Source organism: uncultured Arthrobacter sp. (assembly GCF_947493765.1).
Classification (GTDB): Bacteria; Actinomycetota; Actinomycetes; order Actinomycetales; family Micrococcaceae; genus Arthrobacter_D.
The window spans coordinates 42709-63223 of record NZ_CANLSZ010000009.1; the positions used below are offsets into that span (position 1 = coordinate 42709).

The window sequence follows — 20515 nt, forward strand, 5'->3', positions numbered from 1 at the left end:
GCGAAAGTGCACGGTGGCGGGATTGATCCTGGACCGACGGTCCCGCCATCGTGCATTTGCCTATCCGCCGTACCCCTGATGACCAGTTCCCGCCCCATCCGAGAGGCAGTTCCATGGCGTTCTCCATCGACGGCATCGCCAGTGGGCTGAAGACCAAGGAGCTCATCGGCCAGCTCATGCAGGTCGAGGCCCGGCCGCAGACCATGCTCAAGGCCAAGGCCGCCACCACCCAGGGCTTCATCACCTCGCTCCAGCAACTCAACACGCGTCTGGGCGCCCTCACCGAGCTCGCCACGAAGACCGCGAAACCCCAGGCGCTCGATCTCTTCACCGCCAGGAGCAGCAGTGACGCGGCAGGCGTCACCGCCTCCTCCACCGCCCGGGCCGGTTCCCTCGACTTCACCGTGCGGCAGCTCGCGCAGTCGCAGAGCTCCGTCACCGCTGCCATGACCGCCTTCTCCGCCGAGGCCTCCACCCTGACGATCCGGGCCGCGGACGATACCACCACCGAGGTGCAGACCACCGGGTCCCTCGACGACGTCGTCGCCGCCGTCAACAGGGCCGGCGCCGGCATCACGGCCGCGAAGGTCACCGCCGGCAGGGACATCGACGGCGTGCAGCAGTACCGCCTGCAGTTCACGGCCACGGAACCGGGAGCGGAGAACGGCTTCAGCGTTTTCCGTGGCACAGCCGACGAAGTGGCAGCCGGCAGCGCCCCGGATCTCTTCGCCGAGCCGGGCGCAGCGACGGTGCGCACCGCCCAGGACGCCGAGCTCGTGCTCTGGGGCGGCTCGACGGCCGAGCAGGTCGTCACGTCGTCGTCCAACTCCTTCGCCGACCTCCTCCCGGGCGTGACGGTCACCGCCGCGAAGGTGAGCACCGATCCTGTCTCCATCACCGTCGGAGCAGACACCGAGGGCACCACGAAGTTGGCCAAGGAGCTCGTGGACTCCCTGCAGAGCGTCCTCTCCTTCGTGGCCGCCAATACGAGGGTCACGCCCGGCGCCACCGCGAGTGCTGCGCCCACCTCGGGCAGATTCACGGGTGACAGCGCCGTCCGGGGCATCGCCCAGTCGGTCCTGACCGCCGCCACCGGCCCGGTCGACGGCCGCTCCACCGCCGAGCTGGGGATCAATCTCACGAGATCCGGCACGGTGGAGTTCGACGAGAAGAAATTCGCGGCCGCCTTGGCAGCCGACCCCGACCAGGTCAAGGATGCGCTGACCCGTCTCTCGGCGCGCGTCGCCGATGCGGGCAAGGCAGCCTCGGACAAGTTCGACGGCGAGCTCACGCGGCGCATCCAGAGCCAGGAGTCGAGCGTCCGGTCCATGAACGACCGCGTCGCCGCGATGGGCCTGTCCCTCGACAAGCGCCGCGCCACGCTCGAGCGCACCTACGCCGCGCTCGAGGTGCAGCTGTCCAAGCTGCAGTCCCAGGGCGACTGGCTGTCCTCCCAACTCGCGAACATCCCCTCCAGGAGTAATTGATGCTGCAGCTGAACGGCTACCAGGCCAAGCGATCACAGTACGTGCAGGACGCCGTGCTCTCGGCCACGCCCGCCGGTCTGCTCACCATGCTCTACGACCGGCTGCTGCTCGACCTCGCGCGGGCGGGTGTCGCACAGGAGACGCAGGACTGGCCGGCGGCCTCCGCGAATCTCCTCCACGCCCAGGACATCCTCGCGGAGCTGATGTCCTCGCTGCGGACCGATGTGTGGGACGGAGCCGACGGACTCATGTCCCTCTACACGTACGTGCGCCAGACCCTCGTCGAGGCCAACACCACCCGGGACCGGCACAAGACCACGGAGTGCGCGCAGATCCTCGAGCCCCTGCGCCAGGCCTGGCACGAGGCAGCCGCCGCCGGTCAGGCACCGCCGCTTGCGGACACCACCGCGCACCAGCCGGTGGGAGTGCTCGGTGTCGGCTGACGACGAGCACCACGCGGCCTGGTCGTCGGCGCTCGACGAGCTGGAGGCCGCCGTCGACGACGCCATCGTGGCGAGCCTCTCGCCCTCCGCACCCGTGGGGCAGGCCCCTGCCCTCGGCGACTGGGTCCCCGCGGAACTCACCGGCCCTGTGCCGACGGAGCTGCTGGAACGTGCCCAGCGCATCCACGACCGTCAGCGTGTCGCCCTGGTGCACCTGAGCGGGGAGCTCGCGACACTGCGCCGTCACCGGTCCGCCGTCGGGTCGGTGCGCGCGGCCACCCAGCCGCAGCAGGCGTCCGTCTACGTGGACATCACGGGCTGAAAGTCCTTCCCGGAAGCTCCTAACCGCGTACCGGTGGGCATCCGATAGTCCCCGGTGAGCATGGATCGCTCATCCCCAGGCCATGGATCGGCCGCTCAGCCTTGTCTGCAAAGGTTCTGCCGCCGTGCTCGATTCCGTACATTCGCTCGCCCTGCGAAGCGCCCTCGATGGGCTGGCCCTGCGCCAGCGCGTCACGGCGAACAACATCGCCAATGTGAACACGCCCGGCTTCCATGCCCAGCGGGTCAGCTTCGAGGACGCCCTGGCGCGCTCTGTCTCCATGGGGGGAGGCAGAGTGCAGGCCACCACCGAGAGCTCGCTCGAACCGACGCGGCTCAACGGCAGCAACGTGAACCTGGACACCGAGACGCTCTCGAACATCGACACCGTGCTCCGCTTCCAGTTCGCGGCCCGGGCCGTCGAGAGTCCCTTCACCGGCGTCCGCGCCGCCCTCAGGACCTCCTGATGACCTTCGACGCCATCGGGATCTCCGGCACGGGTCTGACCCTCCACCGCAAGTGGCTCGACGCGGTGGCCGACAACATGGCCAACGCGAACACCGTGACCGCCACCGACGGCGCTGCCTTCCAGCAGCGCTACATCACGGCCCGGGCCGACGGCAACGGCCAGGGTGCCTACGTGGCCGGCGCCGAGTTCGGCAGCGCCGAGGGCCGGATGGTCCACGAACCCTCCCACCCCCTCGCGGACGAGGCCGGCTACGTCCGCTACCCGGACATCGACATGAGCGCCCAGATGGGCCAGCTCATCATGGCCCAGCGCGGCTACCAGGCCAACGCCGCCGTCGTCGACCGCGCCAAGGCAACCTACGAGGCCGCCCTCCAGATCGGACGTTCCTGATGCCCATTCCCGCACTCGGTGCCATCCAGCCCGCCGCGACCTCCTACCTGCCGGCCGCCGGCGCCGCCCCCGGCGCCGGCGGTGAGGGTTTCGCGACCTCCCTCACCTCGGCCGTGGACAACCTGCAGGCCGTGCAGTCCTCCTCCAACGAGCTCGCCATCCAGGCGGTCACGGGCGACCTGAGCGACATCCACAATGCGACGATCGCCTCGACGCGCGCCCAGGTGACGCTCGAGCTCGTCGCCGCCGTCCGGAACAAGGGCGTTGACGCCTTCAACGAGATCATGAGGATGCAGGCCTGATGCCCAGCCCGATGTCGAACGCCGCCACCCGTCTCGGGGACGCCGTCAAGAGCTTCACCGTAGCCCAGCGCACCATCGCGATCATCGGTGTCGCCGTGCTGCTCCTCGGCGGGATCGCCCTCACCTCCTGGCTGTCCAAGCCCTCCTACACGCCCCTGTTCTCGGGACTCAGCGGCGAGGACGCCAGCACCATCGTGGACCAGCTGCAGACCGACGGCGTCCCCTACGAGCTGAGCAACGGCGGCGGGACCATCATGGTCCCCGAGACCGCCGTGTACGACCAGCGGATCAAGGCGGCCTCCGCCGGCCTGCCGTCCTCGTCCACCGCCGGGTACTCGCTGCTCGACGACATGGGGGTCACCTCCTCCGAGTTCCAGCAGTCCACCACGTACAAGCGCGCGCTCGAGGGCGAACTGGCCGCCACGGTGTCCGCGATCGACGGCGTCAAGACCGCCACCGTGCGCCTCGCGATCCCCGAGGACACCGTGTTCGTCGCCGAGCAGGGCAAGCCGACGGCCTCCGTCTTCGTGGAGACCACGCCCGGCACCACGCTCTCGAGCAACCAGGTCCAGGCCATCACGCACCTGACCTCCGCCTCGATCGACCGCATGGACGCCTCCGACGTCGCCGTGATCGACGCGCAGGGCACGGTGCTCTCCGCGGTCGGCGTCGGAGCCACCGGAGGCTCCGACCAGCAGGCCTCCGACTACGAGAAGCGCGTCGCGGCCTCCGTGCAGACCATGCTCGACCGCGTGGTCGGGGTGGGCAACGCGACCGTCGTGGTCGCCGCGGACATGAAGCTCGAGAGCGGCGAACGCGTCGAGGAGAGCTTCTCGACGCCGGAGGACGCCCCCGCCCTCAACGAATCGAGCACCACCGAGGCGTACGAGGGAGCGGGTCGTGGCAATGCCGGCGTCCTCGGCCCCGACAACATCGCCGTGCCGGAGGGCGGCGCGAACGGCGACGGCACGTTCAACTCCGAGACCAGCACGCGCAACAACGCCGTGAACAAGACCACGGAGTCCACGGTCGTCCCGGCCGGCGGCATCAACCGGCAGACCATCTCCGTCGCGGTCAACCAGGGCGCCACCGCCAACCTGAACGTCGCGACCCTCACCGACCTGGTCTCCAGCGCCGCCGGCATCGACGCGGCGCGCGGCGACATCGTCACGGTCGAGGAGCTGCGGTTCAACGATGCCGACGCCCAGGCGGCGGCGGACGCCCTCGCCGAGGCGGACAAGGCCCTGGCCGAGGCGCAGCGGGCCGAGCTGATCCGGACACTGGCCATCGTGGCAGCCATCCTGCTCGTGGCGATCATCGGGCTGATCGTCTACGCCCGCCGCTCGCGCCGCCAGCGGCGCGAGCCCCTGGACCTCGGCGAGCTGCAGGGTGTCTACCCGGCCATCCCTGCGCCGAGCGCTCCTGCCCTCGACCCCGCGGTGGCACTCATCAGCCCCATCGAGCCTGCGCCGAACACCACCTCGATCGACGTCGGGGCCGTGCAGAGCGCCCTCCAGGCCGCCTCGGCGGACACCGAGCTGCAGCGCATGCGCTCGGACATCGACCAGCTCGCCTCGGAGGACCCCGCCAAGACGGCGGAGTACCTGCGCAGCATGATGGATGACAGGCAGAGCGTATGAGCACGATAGTGCGCAGCGCCGTCTCGGGCACGCAGAAGGCCGCGATGGTCCTCATGCAGCTGGACCAGGGACGCGCGGCCGAAGTGCTCCGGCAGATGTCGGAGTCGGAGGCCGAGGAGATCGTCGCGGAGATCGTGCGGCTGCAGCGTGTGGAGCCGGCGGTGGCCGAGGAGGCGATCATCGAGTTCCATGAGATGGCCACGAGCGGCCGGCGCCGGACCCGCGGCGGCATGGAGATCGCCATCGGTCTCCTCGAGTCCTCCTTCGGCGCCGAACGTGCCGCGGGCCTGGTGGGGCGCCTCGCCTCCACCGCGGCCGGCAAGTCCTTCGAGTTCCTCGAGTCCGTGGAGCCCGGCCAGATCCAGAGCGTCCTCGAGGGCGAACTGCCCCAGACCATCGCCCTCGTCCTGGCGCACCTGCGACCGGACCAGGCGTCGACCGTGCTCACGGGGCTGCTGCCCACGAGCCGTACCGACGTGGCGCAGTGCATCGCGACCATGGGCTCGGCGACCCCCGAGGCCGTCTCCGTGGTGGCCGACAGCATCAGGGTCAGGGCCGGGGCCGTTGCCGCTCCGCATCAGGGTGCGACGGCGATCGGCGGCATCCAGCCGCTCGTGGACATCATCAACCGCTCCGATGTCAGCACCGAACGCGAGCTGCTCGACGGCCTCGAGATCCGCGATCCCGTCCTGGCCGAGCAGGTCCGCGCCCGCATGCTGACCTTCGCGGACATCGTGAACCTGGAACGCCGCGACGTCCAGCAGGTGCTGCGCGGCATCGACTCCGCCGTGCTCGCACTGGCCATGAAGGGCGCGGCCGAGGCCGTGGTCAGCGTGATCCGCGCCAATGTCTCCGAGCGCAACAGGGAGATCCTCGACGACGAACTGCGGGCCGTGGGCCCGGTGCGTGTCTCGCAGGTGGAGGAGGCACGCGCCGAGGTGGTGCGCGCCATCCGCGATCTCGAGGCACAGGGCACCATCACCATCCAGCGTGGGGACGAGGACGAGTATGTCGACTGAAGCGCTCGTCCCCTTCTCGTTCCCGCTGCTCGGCCCGGGCTCCGGCGAGGCGGCGCAGGCCACGGCAGCGGCCCGCGGGCACGCCGCGGGCTACGCCGACGGCCTGGCGCTCGCCCGCCTCGAGCTGGCCGAGCAGCAGGCCCGGATGGACCGCGACCGCGCGGCCGAGCGGCTCCACGCCGAACAGCGCCTCGCCGGTCGGGTGAGGGTGCTCGACGCCGCCACACGTGAGCTCGAGCGGCAGGGCGCCCCCTCGCTCGCCGAGGCCAGGACCCGCATCCTCGATGCGGCCCTCGAGATCGCCGAGGCACTGCTCGGACAGGCCCTGCAGGACGGGCCGTCCTCCGCCCGGGCCGCCGTGGCGCGTGCCCTCGGCGCGGCCGACGGCGAGGAGGTGCGGGCCGTGCGGCTCCATCCCGCCGATCTGGCCGAGATCCCGTCCACCGACGTCCCCGCCGGGCTCACGCTCGTCGCCGACGGCTCGCTGCAGCGCGGCGACGCCGTGGCCGAGTGCCCGGACGGACACCTCGACGCCCGGCTCGGCACGGCGCTGGCCCGCGTCCGCGACGCCCTGGGATCGGGTGATCCGGCATGAGCCTGGCACCCGACCGGACGCTCGACGACATCCTCGGGCTCGCCCGGGCCGCCGCCGCACCGCAGCGGGTGGGCCGCGTGGCCTCCGTGGTGGGCCTCGGCGTCGACGTCGTGGGCCTCGACTGCGCGATCGGCGACGTCGTCACCATCGGGGAGACCTCGCCCGTGGAGGCCGAGGTGGTCGCGGCGTCCCTCACCGGGCTGCGTTGCATGCCCTTCGCCCATCTCTCCGGCATCCAGGCCGGGGCCCCCGTGCGCACGCAGGGATCACCGCTCCTGGTCCCGGTGGGCCCGGGGCTGCTGGGCAGGGTGCTCGACGGCGTGGGCCGGCCCATCGACGGTCGCGGACCGCTGACCGACGTCGCCTGGGTGTCGCTGGGCAACACCCCGCCGGCCGCCCTGGAACGCACCCGCATCACCGAACCCCTGCAGCTCGGGGTGCGGGTCATGGACACCCTCACCACGGTGGGACGGGGCCAGCGCATGGGCCTGTTCGCCGGGTCCGGTGTGGGCAAGTCCTCGCTGCTGTCCATGATCGCGCGCGGCACGGACGCCGCGGTGTCCGTGATCGCCCTCGTGGGGGAGCGCGGCCGCGAGGTCCGCGATTTCCTCGAGGACGATCTCGGCGCCGAGGGCCTCGCGCGCTCCATCGTGGTGGTCTCGACGTCGGACGAACCGGCACTGCTGCGCCTGCGGGCGGCGTTCGTGGCCACCCGCATCGCCGAGGCCTTCCGCGACGACGGTGCCGACGTCATGCTCATGATGGACTCGCTCACGCGCGTGGCCATGGCACAGCGCGAGATCGGCCTGAGCGTCGGCGAGCCTCCCGCCACCCGCGGGTACCCGCCGTCCACCTTCTCCCTGCTCGCGCAGCTGCTCGAACGGGCCGGTACGGCGGCCCGCGGCTCGGTGACCGGCATGTACACGGTGCTCGTGGACGGCGACGACCACAACGAACCCGTGGCCGACGCCGCGCGCTCCATCCTCGACGGCCACATCGTGCTCGACCGCAAGCTGGCGGTCGCCGGACATTTCCCGTCCATCGACCCGCTCGCCTCCATCTCGCGCGTTGCCTCCCGCGTCACGACCCGCGAGCAGGCTGCGGCCGCGGGCCTGCTGCGCAAGGCCCTCGCCGCACGCAGGGCGGCACAGGACCTGATCGACGTCGGCGCCTACCAGCGCGGATCCAATCCGCTGGTCGACGCCGCCGTGGACCACGAACCGGCGATCAACGCCTTCCTCCAGCAGCGCATGGACGAACGCACCCCGTTCGGCGACGCCTGGAACCGCATCACCCTCCTCACCCGATCGATGGGAATCATCTGATGACACGCCAGTTCCCCCTCGCAGGCCTGCTCAGGCTGCGACACCTCCGCGAGGACCAGGCCGCAGGGTCCCTGGCTCTCGCCAACGAGAAGCTCCGGACCTCACGCGCCCGCACCGAGGGTGTCAGCGAGGTCCTCGATACCACGGACCTCGATCCTTCGGGCTCGGCCTCGCTGCACGCGGTGGCCGCCGCCCGGGCCTCCGCCCGCAGCATGCTCGCCGATCTGCAGGCCCTCGAGGTCGAGCTGCGCTCCGAGCAGGACCGCGCCCAGGACCGCTACCGTGCGGCCCGTGCCGAGACCGTGGGTCTGGAGAAGCTCGAGGAGCGCCATCGCGACACCGAGGCCACCGCCATGATCGGTGCGGAGCAGCTGGTCCTCGACGAGCTCGCCACCACCGGTGCGGGTCGCCGGAGCGGGGAGGCACGGCCATGATGACCGACGCCGTCAGCCGGGTCCAGCAGATCCAGTCCACCCTCGGGATGCTCGCGGCGCCCGCCGTGCGTGCCGCGTCCTCGTCGACCACCGCGGCGGGTGCCGGGACCACCGCCGGTACGTCCTCGACGAGCGCGACGACGCGCACGGCCCAGACCGCCCCCGCGACACCGGGCGGGTCTGCTGCCGGGACCTCGAAGAACGCCGTGGCCTCGGGCGACCTGTTCGCCGATGCGCTCGCGGAGGCGACGGCTCCCGCCGTCGTGGAGGACGTCGCACCCGCGCCCGCGGCGGATCCGGCACCTGACGTGGTGCCCGCGCCGTCGTCCTCCGACGTCGACCGGGTCATCGCGGCGGCCAAGGCCTACGAGGGTGTGCCCTACGTGTGGGGCGGCACCGATCCGGCCGTGGGCCTCGACTGCTCCGGGTTCCTGCAGCGTGCCTATGCCGACATCGGCATCGAGATCCCGCGCGTGACCTGGGACCAGATGAACGCCGGCACGCAGGTCTCCTCCCTCGCCGAGGCGCAGCCCGGGGACCTCCTGTTCAGCTTCGACGGCGGTCACGTCTCCATGTACCTGGGCGGCGGCAAGGCGATCGATGCCCCGCAGCCCGGCTCGAACGTCGCCGTGCGCGACATGTGGGAGACCGACGCCAACATCACCACCATCCGCCGTATCCTGCCCGGGGGATCGGCCTCCGTGGCGCCTGCTCCGGTGTCCGCTGCCACGGCACCCGTGTCCGATCCCGCCGTCGACGAGGCACTCGCCACCCAGGCCGCCTTCCTCGCGAGCATGGCCCGATGAGTCCACTGCAGGGTCTGCCCGTCACACCGTCCCGCGATGCCCTGCGTACGGAGCGTCCTGTCGGCGGCACCCGGGACACGGGAGCGGCGTCGTCGTTCGGCGAGGCGTTCCGCAGGCATGCCCTGGCCGGGGCGGGGCATGCCTCCGACCCACGTCCCGGCACGACGGCGGACCGGGCCCGGGCCGGTACGGCCCCCGGGTTCCGCGGCGGACCCCCTGCCGGACCCGCGGCGCAGGGCAGGTCCACCCCGCGCGTCGGCGGGGACGTCGCGGGTGCACCGGCATCCCAGGCGCGGACGGGTGCGGTGACCAGTCAGGCGACCAGTCAGGCGACCAGTCAGGCGGTGCCTGGTCAGGCAGTGACCGATCAGGCAGTGACCGATGAGGCAGTGACCGATCACGCGGTGACCGACCATGCAGGGCCGACCGCGACGGGACCGGCATCAGGCTCGGCATCAGCCTCGGCATCAGCCTCGGCAACGGACGAGAGCGCGGGTGGCGATGCCGGGCCGGCGACCACTGCGCCGATCACCTCTGCTCCGGTCACCTCTGCTCCGGTCACCACTGCGCCGATCCTCGAGGCGCGGGCCACCGCGCTGGCGCAGGCGACCGGACCGGGAGACGCGGCTGCTCCTGGTGCGAGCGATGCCTCCGTCGGCGCAACGACGACGCCGTCGCCGGCGGGGCCCTCCACTCCTGCACTCCCTGCCGGGGCGGCCGGATCCCCGGACCCGGACGGGAGCGCGGAACGCGTGCCGGAGGAGCTGCCGGCGCCGTCGTCGGACCGGGGCGATTCCTCGTCGAACGCATCGGGAAGCCCCGTGTCCGGGCAGCAGGCAGCACCCTCGGTCGACCCGGGCACCGGCGCTGTCACGCCGGGACGGACAGCAACGCCGGCGACGCCGTCGGCCCCCGCAGCGCTGCCGGACGCCACGACCTCACCCGCGACCTCGGCCGATGCACGGACACCGGACGCCCCGCTGCCCGCGACCGGAGCGGCTCCGGCACATCCCTCGGCCGAGGCGGAGCCCGCCGGGTCCGCAGCCCCGGTGCCCGGCGGGACCCAGGTGGCGGGAGCAGGCGCAGCAGCTCCAGCAACCGCAGCCACCGTTTCTCCGGCGCGATCCACCGGAACGCCCGGAGCGGCGCGATCCGCACCGTCATCCACGTCCCCCGCCGCCGATACCAGCACCGGCACCGCTGTGGTCGAGGGCTCACGCGACCCGTTCGGTGTCGGTCTCGCCGCGGGTACGGCGACCGGCACCGGGCTGTCTACGGGCACCGGGCTCGTCGAGGGCGCGTCGGGCCCCGCCCGTGCAGTTCCTGCCGGTCCGGCGGGAGCAGCTGCGGCGCATGCTCCAGCCCCGGTCCCGGCAGGGGACCCGGGAGCAGCGGTCCCACCCGCCGTGACCGGAGGGGACGTGTCGCCTGCAGCGGAATCGGCCGACACCCCGGCGGTGCCGTCCGTCCGGTCCGATCTCCAGGCTCCCCTGACGCAGCAGGCAGCAGCTTCCGCTCCCGCTGCCGCGCCTGCAGCGGAAGCACCCGCACCGACACCCGGGACGGCCCGCACCCACGTCCCCCTGCCGCACCAGCTCGGCACCCCGGCGTTCGCGCTCGCCCAGGCTGCGGCCGAGGCCCCGGACGGCACGAGCACCATCACCGTCACCGTGGCACCCGACGATCTCGGTCCCATCACCATCCGGGCGAGCGTCTCGGCGGACGGGACGAGGATCGAGTTCTTCTCCTCCACCGACGGCGGCCGCGAGGCACTGAGGCAGTCCATGCCCGAGCTCCGGCGGGAAGCCTCGTCGTCGGGCCTGTCCGCCTCCCTCGATCTCGGCTCGGGCACACCCGAGGAGCGGCGGGACCCCGCACGTCCCGGGAACCAGCGCTTCCTCCGGAGCGAGCCCGAACCGGCTCCGCTCCGCGGCGCGGACCGACCACCAGTCGGCTCCTCGACCCTCGATCTCTTCGCCTGATCCGAAAGGACTCCCATGCCCATCGACCCGGTCGCGTCAGCGACCTTCGCCCCCACCGTGACACCCCCTGCCGGCACCCAGAAACAGGCCATGGACTCCGAGGTCTTCATGTCGCTGCTCGTGAGCCAGCTGCGCAACCAGGACCCCAGCGCACCCATGGACACGAACCAGATGATCGGCCAGACCACCCAGCTGGCCATGATGGAGAAGATCACCCAGATGACCGGGCTCAGCGAGGAGAACTTCCACCTCCAGATGCGGTCCTCGGCCGCCGCCCTGATCGGCAACGAGGTCTCCTACGAGGACGCCGACGGCGTCGTCGCGCAGGGTCTCGCAACAGCCGTCTCCTACAGCGGTCCGGTCCCCACGGTGACGATCGGCGGCAGGAGCATCCCCCTCGACCTCGTCTCCGGCGTCGGGACTCCGGTTTCACCGACCTCACTGACCTCACCGACCCCCCTGACCTCACCGGCAGCGCCCCGCTCCTCCTGACCGGACCTCGCTGACCGGACCTCCCTGACCGAACTCCTCCTCACCACGCTTCCCCGACCCACCCTCCTGCTCCACCCCTCCCGCACCGAAAGGCACCACCATGCTTCGCTCGCTCTACTCCGGCATCTCGGGTCTCCGCTCGCACCAGACCATGCTCGACGTCACCGGCAACAACATCGCCAACGTCAACACCACGGGCTTCAAGGCCTCGGCGACGCAGTTCCAGGACACGCTCTCGCAGCTGACCAAGGGCGCGGGAGCGCCACAGGAGGCACTCGGCGGAACCAACCCCGCCCAGGTGGGACTCGGTGTCCAGGTGGCGGGCGTGATCACCAACTTCTCGCAGGGCTCCGCCCAGGCCACGGGCCGCGCCACCGACATGATGATCTCGGGCGACGGCTTCTTCATCACCCGCCAGGGCGGCGAGACCCTCTACACGCGGGCCGGCGCCTTCACGCCCGACGCCGAGGGGCGCCTGGTCACGCCGGACGGTTCGTTCGTGCAGGGCTGGCCCGCGGTCAACGGCGTGGTGCAGGAGGGCGGCGCGATCGGCGATCTGCGGACCACGCGGGGCGCGGTGTCGCCCGCTGAGGCCACGACGACGGCCCGCGTCTCGGGCAACCTGCCCTCCGATGCCGCGCAGCCGATCACGGTGGTGGAGGAGGCCTACGACGCCAACGGGGTCACGCGGCAGCTGGAGCTGACCTTCACCCGGGCGGGTGCGGGCTGGAACGTGAGCGGCCGCGACAGCAACGGAGCGGTCGGGACCGCGACGCTCACCATGACCAATGGACGGGCAGCTGCCGGATCCGCCATCACGGTGGGAGGCGTCGCGGTGGACCTCTCGGCGGTGACCGGCTTCGCCGAGCTCAAGACCGTCTCCATCTCGGAGCGCAACGGCCGCACGGCCGGCACCCTCGAATCCTTCTCGGTCGGGGCGGACGGCACCCTGATCGGTGCCTTCAGCAACGGTGGCCGCCAGCCGCTGGGCCGCGTGGCCCTCGCCGGCTTCGTCAACCCCGCCGGCCTGGAGAAGGCCGGCGGCTCCGCCTACCGTGCCACGGCCAACTCGGGTGCCGGCGAGATCGGTGCCGCGGGGACCAACGGTCTGGGGCCGCTCGACGGCGGCACGCTCGAGATGTCCAACGTGGACCTCTCGCAGGAGTTCACGAACCTGATCGTCGCCCAGCGCGGCTTCCAGGCGAACGCCCGGATCATCACGACGTCGGACGAAGTGCTGCAGGAGCTCGCCAACCTGAAGCGCTGATCCGGACCCGAGGGCCCCTGCCCCATGCCGACCCGGCGTGGGGCAGGGGCCCTCCCGCGTCCCCGGGGCCCGCGTGGGCCCCGTCCCGCCCGCGCGGCGTGCCGGGCGCCTCCGGGCCTTACGCATCGGGGCCCACCTGCCGACAGTGACCGGAAGAGGCCCCGCCGGGGCGTCCCGACCCCAGGATGTCCGATGATCGTGGTGACCCGGCTCAACGAGAGCCAGTTCGCGGTGAATCCCGACCTCATCGAGCGCATCCATGAGAATCCGGACACCACCCTGGTGATGATCGACGGCGCGAAGTACATCGTCACCGAGTCCCTCGACGAGGTGATCGACCTGATCGCCGCGTACCGGGCCCGCATCATCTCCCTCGCCCGCTTCGTTTCCGACGACCACGACCCGCACGGCCACACCGGGGACCATTCCCCGCGGCCGCTCGGGATCGTCCGCACGGTCCATCCGGGCGGCACTCCCGAGCCACCCACCGACCACCCCGGCGCTGCTGCGCCCGTACCGCTTCGACCAAGGAACAGCTGATGGATCCCGCAACAATCGTCGGTATTCTCATCGCCTTCGGCTCGCTGTACGCGATGATCACCCTGGAGCACGCCAGTGTCTCGGCGCTCCTGCTGCCGGCGCCCATGGTCCTGGTCTTCGGTGCCACCCTCGCCATCGGTATCGCCGGTGGCACGCTCAAGGACTTCATCGTGGCCGTCAAGGCCGTACCGCCGGCGATGAAGGGCAAGACCGTCCCGGCCCAGGACACGATCGACAGCGTGGTGGTGCTCGCCGAGAAGGCCCGCAGCGAGGGGCTCCTCGCCCTCGAGGAGGAGGCCAGCACCGCCACGGACCCCTTCCTGCGCGGCGCCCTGCAGAACATCGCCGACGGCACGGACGGCGACGAGCTGCGCGAGATCCTCGAGGACGAGATCGAGTCCGCCTCCCAGACCAACCGCACGGCCTCGAAGTTCTTCGCGAGCCTCGGCGGGTACGCCCCCACCGTGGGGATCATCGGGACGGTCGTCTCGCTGACCCACGTGCTGGAGAACCTCTCCAGCCCCGACAAGCTCGGCCCCATGATCGCCGCCGCGTTCGTGGCGACCCTGTGGGGGCTGCTCTCGGCGAACTTCCTCTGGCTGCCCATCGGCACACGCATCAAGCGCCTGGGCGAGATGGAGATCGCGCGCATGACTCTCCTCATGGAGGGCGTCCTCGCGGTACAGGCCGGGAGCCAGCCCCGCCTGCTCGGAGAGCGCCTGAAGGCCATGGTGCCGCAGCACGAGCAGGGCAAGAGCGGCAAGGCCGGCAAGGACGCCGGGAAGAAGGCGAAGGGCGCGGACGAGGCGATCACCGCGCAGGGCCAGGCCGCCGCGTGAGCAAACGCCCGCACCGCAAACGCGGCCAGGAGCACGCGGAGGAGCACCCGGACGAACGCTGGATGGCCTCCTACATGGACATGGTCACGGTGCTCATGTGCATGTTCATCGTGCTGTACGCGATGTCCTCCGTGGACCAGCAGAAGTTCGAGCAGTTGCGCGCCTCGCTCGCCACGGGTTTCGGGACCGTGGAGACGGCCACCGTGGACACGGCCGAGGGCACCGTGGTCCCGGCCGACCGCGTCAACGACCAGGGCGAGTCGTTCGCCGGGGGAGCCGCGCTCGCGGACGCGGACCCGGAGACGCAGAAGGACGAGCCGGGTGCCGCCGAGATCGCAGCACCGACGCCGTCGCCCCTGCCCTCGGCCGGGGGAGACGCCGCCGAGTCGGCGGGCGACCGCGAACGGGCGATCGCCGAGGTCGAGTCCCTCCGTGCCCTGCAGCAGCGGATCGCCGGTGAGCTCCGCGGCGACGAGCTCGACGAGGCCGTCCGCTTCGTCATCGACGAGCGGGGCCTGACCATCCGGCTCGTCAGCTCCGAGACCTTCTTCCTCCCGGACAGCGCCGAGCTGACCGACCAGACCCTCCGCGTCCTCAAGGTGGTGGGTCCCATCCTGGCGACCATCCCCAACGAGGTGGGGATCGAGGGGCACACGGCCCGCCTCCCCGCCTCCGTCCCGAGACCGCTCGACTGGGAACTGTCCACCGACCGCGCGGTCAACGTGGTGCGCCACCTGATCGACTCGGGCAAGGTCCCGTCCCCGCGCCTCTCGGCCATCGGCTACGGCGAGTCGCGCCCCCTGGCCCCCGGGACCAGCGAGGCCGAGCTCGAACTCAACCGGCGCGTGGACATCGTGGTCCACTCCGACGAACCCGAGAGCGTGCGCGCCCTCATCCCGGAGATCACCGGCGGTCAGTGATCCGCTAACACCTGGACGACGTCGGCCGATAGTCGACTGCGTGACGGTCCAGGAACAACTTTCTTTTGGCGTGCCCGCGGGTACCGCCAGGGCGGTGGATGTCTATGACTTCCGTCGTCCCACCACGCTCGCGCGAGAGCACTCGCGCGTCCTCGAACTCGCGTTCGAGACGTTCGCCCGCCAGTGGGGCACGCAGCTTACCGCGAAGGTCCGCGTGATCTCGCAGGTGACCAGCGAGCAGGTCGCGATGCACACCTACAACGAGTACGCGGCCTCCCTGCCGCCGACGACGGCGATGGTCCTGTGCGCCATCCCCGACCAGACCAACAAGGCCGTGATCCAGTTCCCGGCCTCCGCCGGTCTGTTCTGGGTGGACTCGATGCTCGGCGGCCACGGCACGGTCCCGCCGGGCGAGCGCAAGTTCACGCAGATCGAGCAGGCGCTCATCCGGCGCCTCATGGACGATGCCCTCGAGGGGCTGCACTACTCGCTCGGACCGCTCCTGACGCAGCAGCTGAGCATCGACTCGATCCAGTACAACTCGCAGTTCGCCCAGGCGGCGGCGACCACCGAGCTCATGATCGTGGGCACCTTCGAGATCCGGGTGGGCGAGCGGTCCTGCCCGGCCACCGTCGCCATCCCGGCGCAGCTGCTGCTCGGACAGCTCGGTGACACGAATCCCATGGCCACCGGCGAGGACGCCCGCGAGCTGATCGAGCAGCAGGTGACGCACGTGCCCGTCGACGTCGCCGTCCAGCTCGCCGCGCTCACGGTCCGGCCCTCGCGCATCCTCGACCTCGCCGTCGGGGACGTCCTGAAGCTGCCGCACCCCCAGCACCGGCCCTTCGAGCTCTCCGTCAGCGGGCAGCGGCTCGGAGAAGCGGCCCTTGGCCAGAACGGCTCCCGCCTTGCCTGCGTAGTAGTGACCACCGAGGAGAACACCACACCATGACCACCACCACCGCCGAGCACGAGGCCGCAACAGCACTCACAGCACGCCTGCCGCTCCCCGGACCCCTGACGGCCGAGCCCTGCAGCGGGGCCGACGTCCCCACCACGAACGCCGCCACGGCCGTCGTCGCCTCCTTCGTGGGAGCCTCCTCGGCCGATCTCGCCGTCGTCCTCCTCGACACCCAGCCCCTGGCCGCGGCGGCCGGTACGCCCTCGCCGCTGGTCTCACCGGCCGACGTGCTGGTGCCCGCCCTCGAGGCCGCCTCGGTCTCCCTGGGCGACGGCGTCCTCGGCACCCCGGTCGTGGAGGACGCCGCAGCGCTGTTCCGCGACGCGGAGACCTCCGTGTTCCGCCTGGCCGGACCCTCCGGCGCGGTGGGCTGGTTCGCCGTGCGCCTGCGGGGAACCCGCCCGGGTGCCGCGCCGCGGCGCTCCTCGGGCTCGGCCGGAGCGGCGAACCTCGGCCGCATCAGCAATGTGGAGATGGCCATGACCGTGGAGATCGGCCGCACCAGGATGTCCGTCCGCGACGTGCTCGATCTCGAACCGGGCGCCGTGATCGAGCTGGACCGCTCCGCCGGGGCCCCCGCCGACGTACTGCTCAACGGTCGCCTCGTGGCACACGGGGAGGTCGTGGTCGTCGACCAGGACTACGCCGTGCGCATCACCCAGATCCTCGACGTCGCAGACGGCGCCCAGTAGTGGACGCCGTGGTCCTCGGCCTGAGGGTGCTCCTGTCCCTCGGCGTGGTCCTCGCGCTGCTCTACGTCCTCCACCGCCGGGTCTCGAAGCTGAACGGGAACCGTGCCGGAGCGGGGCTCCTCTCGGTCGTGGCACGGCAGGGGATCGGCGCCAAGGCCTCGGTGGTGGTGCTCGACGCCGAGGGCACCCGCTTCTACCTGGGCGTCACCGACCAGTCCGTCGCGGTCCTCCACTCCACGGCCGTTCCGCGCGCCCTGCAGTCCGTCCCGGGAGCGGGCGATCCCCCGGCACCGCTCGCCGCCGTCGCAGTTCCCCCCGCTCCGGTCCCATCCGTCCCATCCGTCGCGCCCGTACCGGCCCGTGCCGCGCGCTCGTCCGACGCCGACTTCGCCGCCTCACTGCGCGTCGCCCTCGACGAGGAGCCGGCGTTCGCCACGCGCCGTGCGGCCCGCGCCGCGCGCTCCGCACCCGCATCCCGGCCGGTCCGGTCCGCGCCCCTGCAGGGCTCGATCCTCTCCCCGGCCACCTGGAAGCAGACCGCGGCCTTCCTGCGGCATGGACGGGCGGGATGAGGACGACGTCGTCCCCGGCGGTGGTCCGCGCACCCGGCACCGCGTCGCGGGCGCTGCTCTCCCTGGCCGCCGCGGTGCTGCTCGCCGTCGTCGTGGTACTCCTCGGCGCGTCTGGCAGTCACGCCGGTGAGCTGGACCCCACCCTCCCCGGCCCGGTCGCGCCGTCGGCGCCCGCCGAGCCGTCCCCGCCCGCAGCCCCCGGCAGCGACGACGGCCTGTCCGTGGAGATCAACGGCGTCAACGGCGAGCCGAGCTCCGCCGTCCTGACCCTCATCGGGATCACGCTGCTGTCCGTCGCTCCGGCGCTGCTGCTCATGATGACGTCCTTCACCAAGATCTTCGTGGTGCTCGCCATGACCCGGAACGCGCTCTCGCTGCCGTCCATCCCGCCCAACCAGGTCCTCGCCGGGCTGGCCCTGTTCCTGTCGCTGTTCATCATGGCGCCGGTCCTGACCGAGATCAACACCATCGCCGTCCAGCCCTATCTCGACGGCGCCACCACGTTCACCGAGGCACTCGACGACGGCGCCGGCCCGCTGCAGACCTTCATGCTGGCCCACACGCGCCAGGAGGATCTCGCGCTCATGACGCGGGCCGCCGGGCAGCCGAACCCGCAGGACGCCGCGAGCGTCCCGCTGACCACCCTCATCCCGTCCTTCATGATCTCCGAGCTGCGGGCCGCGTTCATCATCGGCTTCGTGATCTTCGTGCCGTTCCTCGTGATCGACCTCGTGGTCTCGGCGGCCCTCATGTCCATGGGCATGATGATGCTCCCGCCCGTCATGATCTCGCTGCCCTTCAAGATCCTCCTGTTCGTCCTCGTGGACGGCTGGGGCATGATCATCACCGCGCTCATCAACAGCTACCAGGGCGGTTGACGTGGACACCAATGCCGTCCTGGACATCGGCGTCGCGGGGATCTGGGTCGCCGCCAAGCTGGCCGCGCCGGTGCTGCTGACCGCGCTCGTGGTGGGCTTCGCCATCTCGCTGCTGCAGTCCATCACCCAGATCCAGGAGGTCACGCTCTCCTTCGTGCCGAAGGCCGCCGCCGTGTGCATCGCCCTGCTCGTCTGCGGGCACTGGATGATCTCCGAGATGATCGCCTTCACCCACGAGATCTTCGAGCGCATCCCCGGTCTGCTCGGGGGCGGCTGACATGGACATCACCCTCGACCAGTCCCGCATCGAGGCCATCATGCTCGCCGGCGTCCGGATCGTCGCGTTCCTCGTGATCGCCCCGCCGTTCTCCTACCGCGCCATCCCCGCTCGCGTGAAGGCGATGCTCGGCCTCGGGCTCGCGCTCGCCGTCTCCCCGCAGGTGGCGGACGGGTACGAGTCCGGCGGGACCGGGCAGTACTTCGGGGCGCTGGTCCTCGAGATCGTGGTGGGCGCGGCACTCGGCTTCCTGGTGCTCGTGGTGTTCTCCGCCATCCAGTCCGCCGGCGGGCTGATCGACCTCTTCGGCGGCTTCTCCCTGGCCCAGGGCTTCGACCCGCAGTCCATGGTCAACGGCGCCCAGTTCGCCCGCCTGTTCCAGCTCACCGCGCTGACGCTGCTCTTCACCTCCGACGGCTACCAGCTGATCATCGGCGGGCTGGTCCGCACCTTCTCCGCCCTGCCCCTCGGGGGCGGACTCGATCTGTCCGAACCCGTCGACGCCCTCACCACCGCCGTCACCGGACTCTTCCTCGCCTCGGTCCAGATCGCCGGTCCGCTGATCGTGGTCCTGTTCCTGGCCGACGTCGGACTCGGGCTCCTCACGCGCGTGGCGCCGGCCCTCAACGCCTTCGCCCTCGGCTTCCCGCTGAAGATCTTCATCACCCTCAGCCTCGGCGGCATCGTGTTCGTCGCCCTGCCGCGCGTGGTGTCCACCCTCACCGGGAACGCCGTCTCGCTCCTGATGGAGGTGGGCTGACATGGCGGCGGATTCCGGCGAGAAGACCGAGCAGGCCACCGACAAACGGATGAAGGAGGTCCGCTCCAAGGGCCAGCTCTCCAAGTCCGAGGACTTCACGGCGTGGATCGGCGTGGGAACGGCAGCGGTCCTGCTGCCGTCGCTGATCTCCCGCTCGGCCGACGCCGCCACCGAGCAGCTGGTGCGGGTGGCGGACACCATCGCGCATCCCGACCCGGCGACGGCGCTCGACGCCCTGGCCGACGGCGGGGCCTCGCTCGCGGCGACCCTCGGGCCCTTCCTCGTGGTGTTGCTCGTGGCGGTCCTCGGGACGGCCGCCGTGCAGGGCGGCATCCAGGTGAAGAAGTTCTCCGGCAAGTTCGAGCAGTTCAACGTGATCAACGGCCTCAAGCGGATCCTCGGCGGACAGGCGCTGTGGCAGGGGGCCAAGGCCCTGCTCAAGACCACGGTCGTGGCCCTCGTCCTCGTCGTCGTGATCCGCAATCTCATGCCCCTGCTCATGGCCGCGGGCGGACTCTCGGTCGCCTCGCTGCTCAACACCGCCGGCGGGGGAGCTGCCGCCCTCCTGCGGTCCGCCGTCCTCGCCGGCCTCGCGCTGGCCGCCCTCGACGTCCTCGTGGTGATGCGCCGCAACCGCAAGAAGACCCGCATGACCAAGAAGGAGGTCAAGGACGAGAACAAGAGTGCCGAGGGCGATCCCCTCATCAAGTCCCAGCGGCGCTCGCGGCAACTGGCCATGAGCCGCAACCGCATGATCGCCGCCGTGGGCGGGGCCGACGTCGTCCTCGTCAACCCCACCCACGTGGCCGTGGCCCTGAAGTACGAGCCGGGGCGCTCGGCACCCCGCGTGGTCGCGAAGGGCGCCGGCGTGATCGCGGCGAGGATCCGCGAGGAGGCGGAGAAGAAGCAGGTGCCGATGGTCTCCGACATCCCGCTCGCCCGCGCGCTGCACGCCGCGTGCGAACTCGGCCAGGAGATCCCGTTCGAGAACTTCGACCAGGTGGCCCGCATCCTGGCCTTCGTCATGTCCCTCAGGACCAGGGGGGCCGCCCGCGGCCTGCACACCCTGCCCTTCCGTCCCGCAGCCGCTGGAGGCTTCTAGAG

General features: G+C 71.4%; 25 protein-coding genes. All 25 read left to right on the plus strand.

Annotated features, from left to right (window positions below):
- The first annotated feature begins 113 nt into the window (after window positions 1–113).
- Complete coding sequence (fliD, locus tag Q0747_RS12200) at window positions 114–1487, plus strand: flagellar filament capping protein FliD (RefSeq protein WP_298255006.1); 1374 nt, start codon at window positions 114–116, stop codon at window positions 1485–1487.
- Window positions 1487–1930, plus strand: coding sequence for a flagellar export chaperone FliS (fliS, locus tag Q0747_RS12205; RefSeq protein WP_298255008.1), 444 nt, complete (start codon window positions 1487–1489; stop codon window positions 1928–1930). The genes fliD and fliS overlap by 1 nt, the downstream gene beginning before the upstream one ends.
- Window positions 1920–2252, plus strand: a complete 333-nt coding sequence (locus tag Q0747_RS12210) for a hypothetical protein (protein WP_298255010.1) — start codon at window positions 1920–1922, stop codon at window positions 2250–2252. Before fliS ends, Q0747_RS12210 begins: the two co-directional genes overlap by 11 nt.
- Before the next feature lie 124 nt (window positions 2253–2376).
- Window positions 2377–2718, plus strand: a complete 342-nt coding sequence (locus Q0747_RS12215) for a flagellar basal body protein (protein WP_298255012.1) — start codon at window positions 2377–2379, stop codon at window positions 2716–2718.
- Window positions 2718–3110, plus strand: a complete 393-nt coding sequence (locus Q0747_RS12220) for a flagellar basal body rod protein FlgC (protein ID WP_148601267.1) — start codon at window positions 2718–2720, stop codon at window positions 3108–3110. The genes Q0747_RS12215 and Q0747_RS12220 overlap by 1 nt, the downstream gene beginning before the upstream one ends.
- Window positions 3110–3412 carry a flagellar hook-basal body complex protein FliE gene (gene fliE / locus Q0747_RS12225; RefSeq protein WP_298255016.1) on the plus strand — a complete coding sequence of 101 codons (303 nt, stop codon included), beginning with the start codon at window positions 3110–3112 and terminating at the stop codon, window positions 3410–3412. Before Q0747_RS12220 ends, fliE begins: the two co-directional genes overlap by 1 nt.
- On the plus strand, window positions 3412–5052 hold the full coding sequence (gene fliF / locus Q0747_RS12230; RefSeq protein ID WP_298255018.1) for a flagellar basal-body MS-ring/collar protein FliF: 1641 nt from the start codon (window positions 3412–3414) through the stop codon (window positions 5050–5052). The genes fliE and fliF overlap by 1 nt, the downstream gene beginning before the upstream one ends.
- Entirely contained in the window at window positions 5049–6071 is a 1023-nt protein-coding gene (gene fliG / locus Q0747_RS12235) for a flagellar motor switch protein FliG (protein ID WP_298255020.1), read from the plus strand. Before fliF ends, fliG begins: the two co-directional genes overlap by 4 nt.
- The gene (locus Q0747_RS12240; protein ID WP_298255022.1) at window positions 6061–6666 is read left to right on the plus strand and encodes a FliH/SctL family protein; all 606 of its coding nucleotides are present in this window, start codon (window positions 6061–6063) and stop codon (window positions 6664–6666) included. The genes fliG and Q0747_RS12240 overlap by 11 nt, the downstream gene beginning before the upstream one ends.
- Window positions 6663–7991 carry a FliI/YscN family ATPase gene (locus tag Q0747_RS12245; protein ID WP_298255024.1) on the plus strand — a complete coding sequence of 443 codons (1329 nt, stop codon included), beginning with the start codon at window positions 6663–6665 and terminating at the stop codon, window positions 7989–7991. The genes Q0747_RS12240 and Q0747_RS12245 overlap by 4 nt, the downstream gene beginning before the upstream one ends.
- Window positions 7991–8425 (plus strand): flagellar export protein FliJ, encoded by a 435-nt coding sequence (locus tag Q0747_RS12250; protein WP_298255026.1) that lies wholly within the window; start codon window positions 7991–7993, stop codon window positions 8423–8425. Before Q0747_RS12245 ends, Q0747_RS12250 begins: the two co-directional genes overlap by 1 nt.
- Window positions 8422–9231, plus strand: coding sequence for a C40 family peptidase (locus tag Q0747_RS12255; RefSeq protein ID WP_298255028.1), 810 nt, complete (start codon window positions 8422–8424; stop codon window positions 9229–9231). The genes Q0747_RS12250 and Q0747_RS12255 overlap by 4 nt, the downstream gene beginning before the upstream one ends.
- Complete coding sequence (locus tag Q0747_RS12260) at window positions 9228–11213, plus strand: flagellar hook-length control protein FliK (protein ID WP_298255030.1); 1986 nt, start codon at window positions 9228–9230, stop codon at window positions 11211–11213. The genes Q0747_RS12255 and Q0747_RS12260 overlap by 4 nt, the downstream gene beginning before the upstream one ends.
- A 15-nt stretch (window positions 11214–11228) precedes the next feature.
- Window positions 11229–11705, plus strand: a complete 477-nt coding sequence (locus Q0747_RS12265) for a flagellar hook assembly protein FlgD (RefSeq protein ID WP_298255032.1) — start codon at window positions 11229–11231, stop codon at window positions 11703–11705.
- Between the two features lie 100 nt (window positions 11706–11805).
- Window positions 11806–12972 (plus strand): flagellar hook protein FlgE, encoded by a 1167-nt coding sequence (locus Q0747_RS12270; RefSeq protein WP_298255034.1) that lies wholly within the window; start codon window positions 11806–11808, stop codon window positions 12970–12972.
- A 192-nt stretch (window positions 12973–13164) separates the two neighbouring features.
- The gene (locus tag Q0747_RS12275) at window positions 13165–13512 is read left to right on the plus strand and encodes a flagellar FlbD family protein (RefSeq protein WP_298255036.1); all 348 of its coding nucleotides are present in this window, start codon (window positions 13165–13167) and stop codon (window positions 13510–13512) included.
- Entirely contained in the window at window positions 13512–14351 is an 840-nt protein-coding gene (locus Q0747_RS12280; protein WP_298255039.1) for a motility protein A, read from the plus strand. The genes Q0747_RS12275 and Q0747_RS12280 overlap by 1 nt, the downstream gene beginning before the upstream one ends.
- Window positions 14348–15271 (plus strand): flagellar motor protein MotB, encoded by a 924-nt coding sequence (locus tag Q0747_RS12285; protein ID WP_298255042.1) that lies wholly within the window; start codon window positions 14348–14350, stop codon window positions 15269–15271. Before Q0747_RS12280 ends, Q0747_RS12285 begins: the two co-directional genes overlap by 4 nt.
- Window positions 15272–15311: 40 nt before the next feature.
- Window positions 15312–16223 carry a flagellar motor switch protein FliM gene (locus Q0747_RS12290; protein WP_298255044.1) on the plus strand — a complete coding sequence of 304 codons (912 nt, stop codon included), beginning with the start codon at window positions 15312–15314 and terminating at the stop codon, window positions 16221–16223.
- The gene (gene fliN / locus Q0747_RS12295; protein WP_298255047.1) at window positions 16220–16924 is read left to right on the plus strand and encodes a flagellar motor switch protein FliN; all 705 of its coding nucleotides are present in this window, start codon (window positions 16220–16222) and stop codon (window positions 16922–16924) included. Before Q0747_RS12290 ends, fliN begins: the two co-directional genes overlap by 4 nt.
- Window positions 16924–17496: a flagellar biosynthetic protein FliO gene (locus Q0747_RS12300; protein WP_298255049.1), complete on the plus strand. Its 573-nt coding sequence runs from the start codon at window positions 16924–16926 to the stop codon at window positions 17494–17496. The genes fliN and Q0747_RS12300 overlap by 1 nt, the downstream gene beginning before the upstream one ends.
- A complete protein-coding gene (fliP, locus tag Q0747_RS12305; RefSeq protein ID WP_298255051.1) occupies window positions 17493–18374 on the plus strand; it encodes a flagellar type III secretion system pore protein FliP in 882 nt (293 codons plus the stop codon). Before Q0747_RS12300 ends, fliP begins: the two co-directional genes overlap by 4 nt.
- Before the next feature lies 1 nt (window position 18375).
- Window positions 18376–18651, plus strand: a complete 276-nt coding sequence (fliQ, locus tag Q0747_RS12310) for a flagellar biosynthesis protein FliQ (protein ID WP_298255053.1) — start codon at window positions 18376–18378, stop codon at window positions 18649–18651.
- A gap of 1 nt (window position 18652) precedes the next feature.
- Complete coding sequence (locus Q0747_RS12315; RefSeq protein ID WP_298255055.1) at window positions 18653–19411, plus strand: flagellar biosynthetic protein FliR; 759 nt, start codon at window positions 18653–18655, stop codon at window positions 19409–19411.
- Between the two features lies 1 nt (window position 19412).
- The gene (locus Q0747_RS12320) at window positions 19413–20513 is read left to right on the plus strand and encodes a flagellar biosynthesis protein FlhB (RefSeq protein ID WP_298255057.1); all 1101 of its coding nucleotides are present in this window, start codon (window positions 19413–19415) and stop codon (window positions 20511–20513) included.
- Window positions 20514–20515 lie beyond the last annotated feature (2 nt).

What these genes read in the sequence shown, in the direction of transcription:
- fliP (WP_298255051.1), top strand. Translation starts at nt 17,493, where the DNA reads ATGAGGACGACGTCGTCCCCGGCGGTGGTCCGCGCACCCGGCACCGCG.
- Q0747_RS12245 (WP_298255024.1), top strand. Translation starts at nt 6,663, where the DNA reads ATGAGCCTGGCACCCGACCGGACGCTCGACGACATCCTCGGGCTCGCC.
- Q0747_RS12280 (WP_298255039.1), top strand. Translation starts at nt 13,512, where the DNA reads ATGGATCCCGCAACAATCGTCGGTATTCTCATCGCCTTCGGCTCGCTG.
- Q0747_RS12260 (WP_298255030.1), top strand. Translation starts at nt 9,228, where the DNA reads ATGAGTCCACTGCAGGGTCTGCCCGTCACACCGTCCCGCGATGCCCTG.
- Q0747_RS12275 (WP_298255036.1), top strand. Translation starts at nt 13,165, where the DNA reads ATGATCGTGGTGACCCGGCTCAACGAGAGCCAGTTCGCGGTGAATCCC.
- Q0747_RS12255 (WP_298255028.1), top strand. Translation starts at nt 8,422, where the DNA reads ATGATGACCGACGCCGTCAGCCGGGTCCAGCAGATCCAGTCCACCCTC.
- fliE (WP_298255016.1), top strand. Translation starts at nt 3,110, where the DNA reads ATGCCCATTCCCGCACTCGGTGCCATCCAGCCCGCCGCGACCTCCTAC.
- fliS (WP_298255008.1), top strand. Translation starts at nt 1,487, where the DNA reads ATGCTGCAGCTGAACGGCTACCAGGCCAAGCGATCACAGTACGTGCAG.
- Q0747_RS12250 (WP_298255026.1), top strand. Translation starts at nt 7,991, where the DNA reads ATGACACGCCAGTTCCCCCTCGCAGGCCTGCTCAGGCTGCGACACCTC.
- fliF (WP_298255018.1), top strand. Translation starts at nt 3,412, where the DNA reads ATGCCCAGCCCGATGTCGAACGCCGCCACCCGTCTCGGGGACGCCGTC.
- Q0747_RS12265 (WP_298255032.1), top strand. Translation starts at nt 11,229, where the DNA reads ATGCCCATCGACCCGGTCGCGTCAGCGACCTTCGCCCCCACCGTGACA.
- fliN (WP_298255047.1), top strand. Translation starts at nt 16,220, where the DNA reads ATGACCACCACCACCGCCGAGCACGAGGCCGCAACAGCACTCACAGCA.
- fliG (WP_298255020.1), top strand. Translation starts at nt 5,049, where the DNA reads ATGAGCACGATAGTGCGCAGCGCCGTCTCGGGCACGCAGAAGGCCGCG.
- Q0747_RS12220 (WP_148601267.1), top strand. Translation starts at nt 2,718, where the DNA reads ATGACCTTCGACGCCATCGGGATCTCCGGCACGGGTCTGACCCTCCAC.
- Q0747_RS12240 (WP_298255022.1), top strand. Translation starts at nt 6,061, where the DNA reads ATGTCGACTGAAGCGCTCGTCCCCTTCTCGTTCCCGCTGCTCGGCCCG.
- Q0747_RS12270 (WP_298255034.1), top strand. Translation starts at nt 11,806, where the DNA reads ATGCTTCGCTCGCTCTACTCCGGCATCTCGGGTCTCCGCTCGCACCAG.
- Q0747_RS12320 (WP_298255057.1), top strand. Translation starts at nt 19,413, where the DNA reads ATGGCGGCGGATTCCGGCGAGAAGACCGAGCAGGCCACCGACAAACGG.
- fliD (WP_298255006.1), top strand. Translation starts at nt 114, where the DNA reads ATGGCGTTCTCCATCGACGGCATCGCCAGTGGGCTGAAGACCAAGGAG.
- Q0747_RS12315 (WP_298255055.1), top strand. Translation starts at nt 18,653, where the DNA reads ATGGACATCACCCTCGACCAGTCCCGCATCGAGGCCATCATGCTCGCC.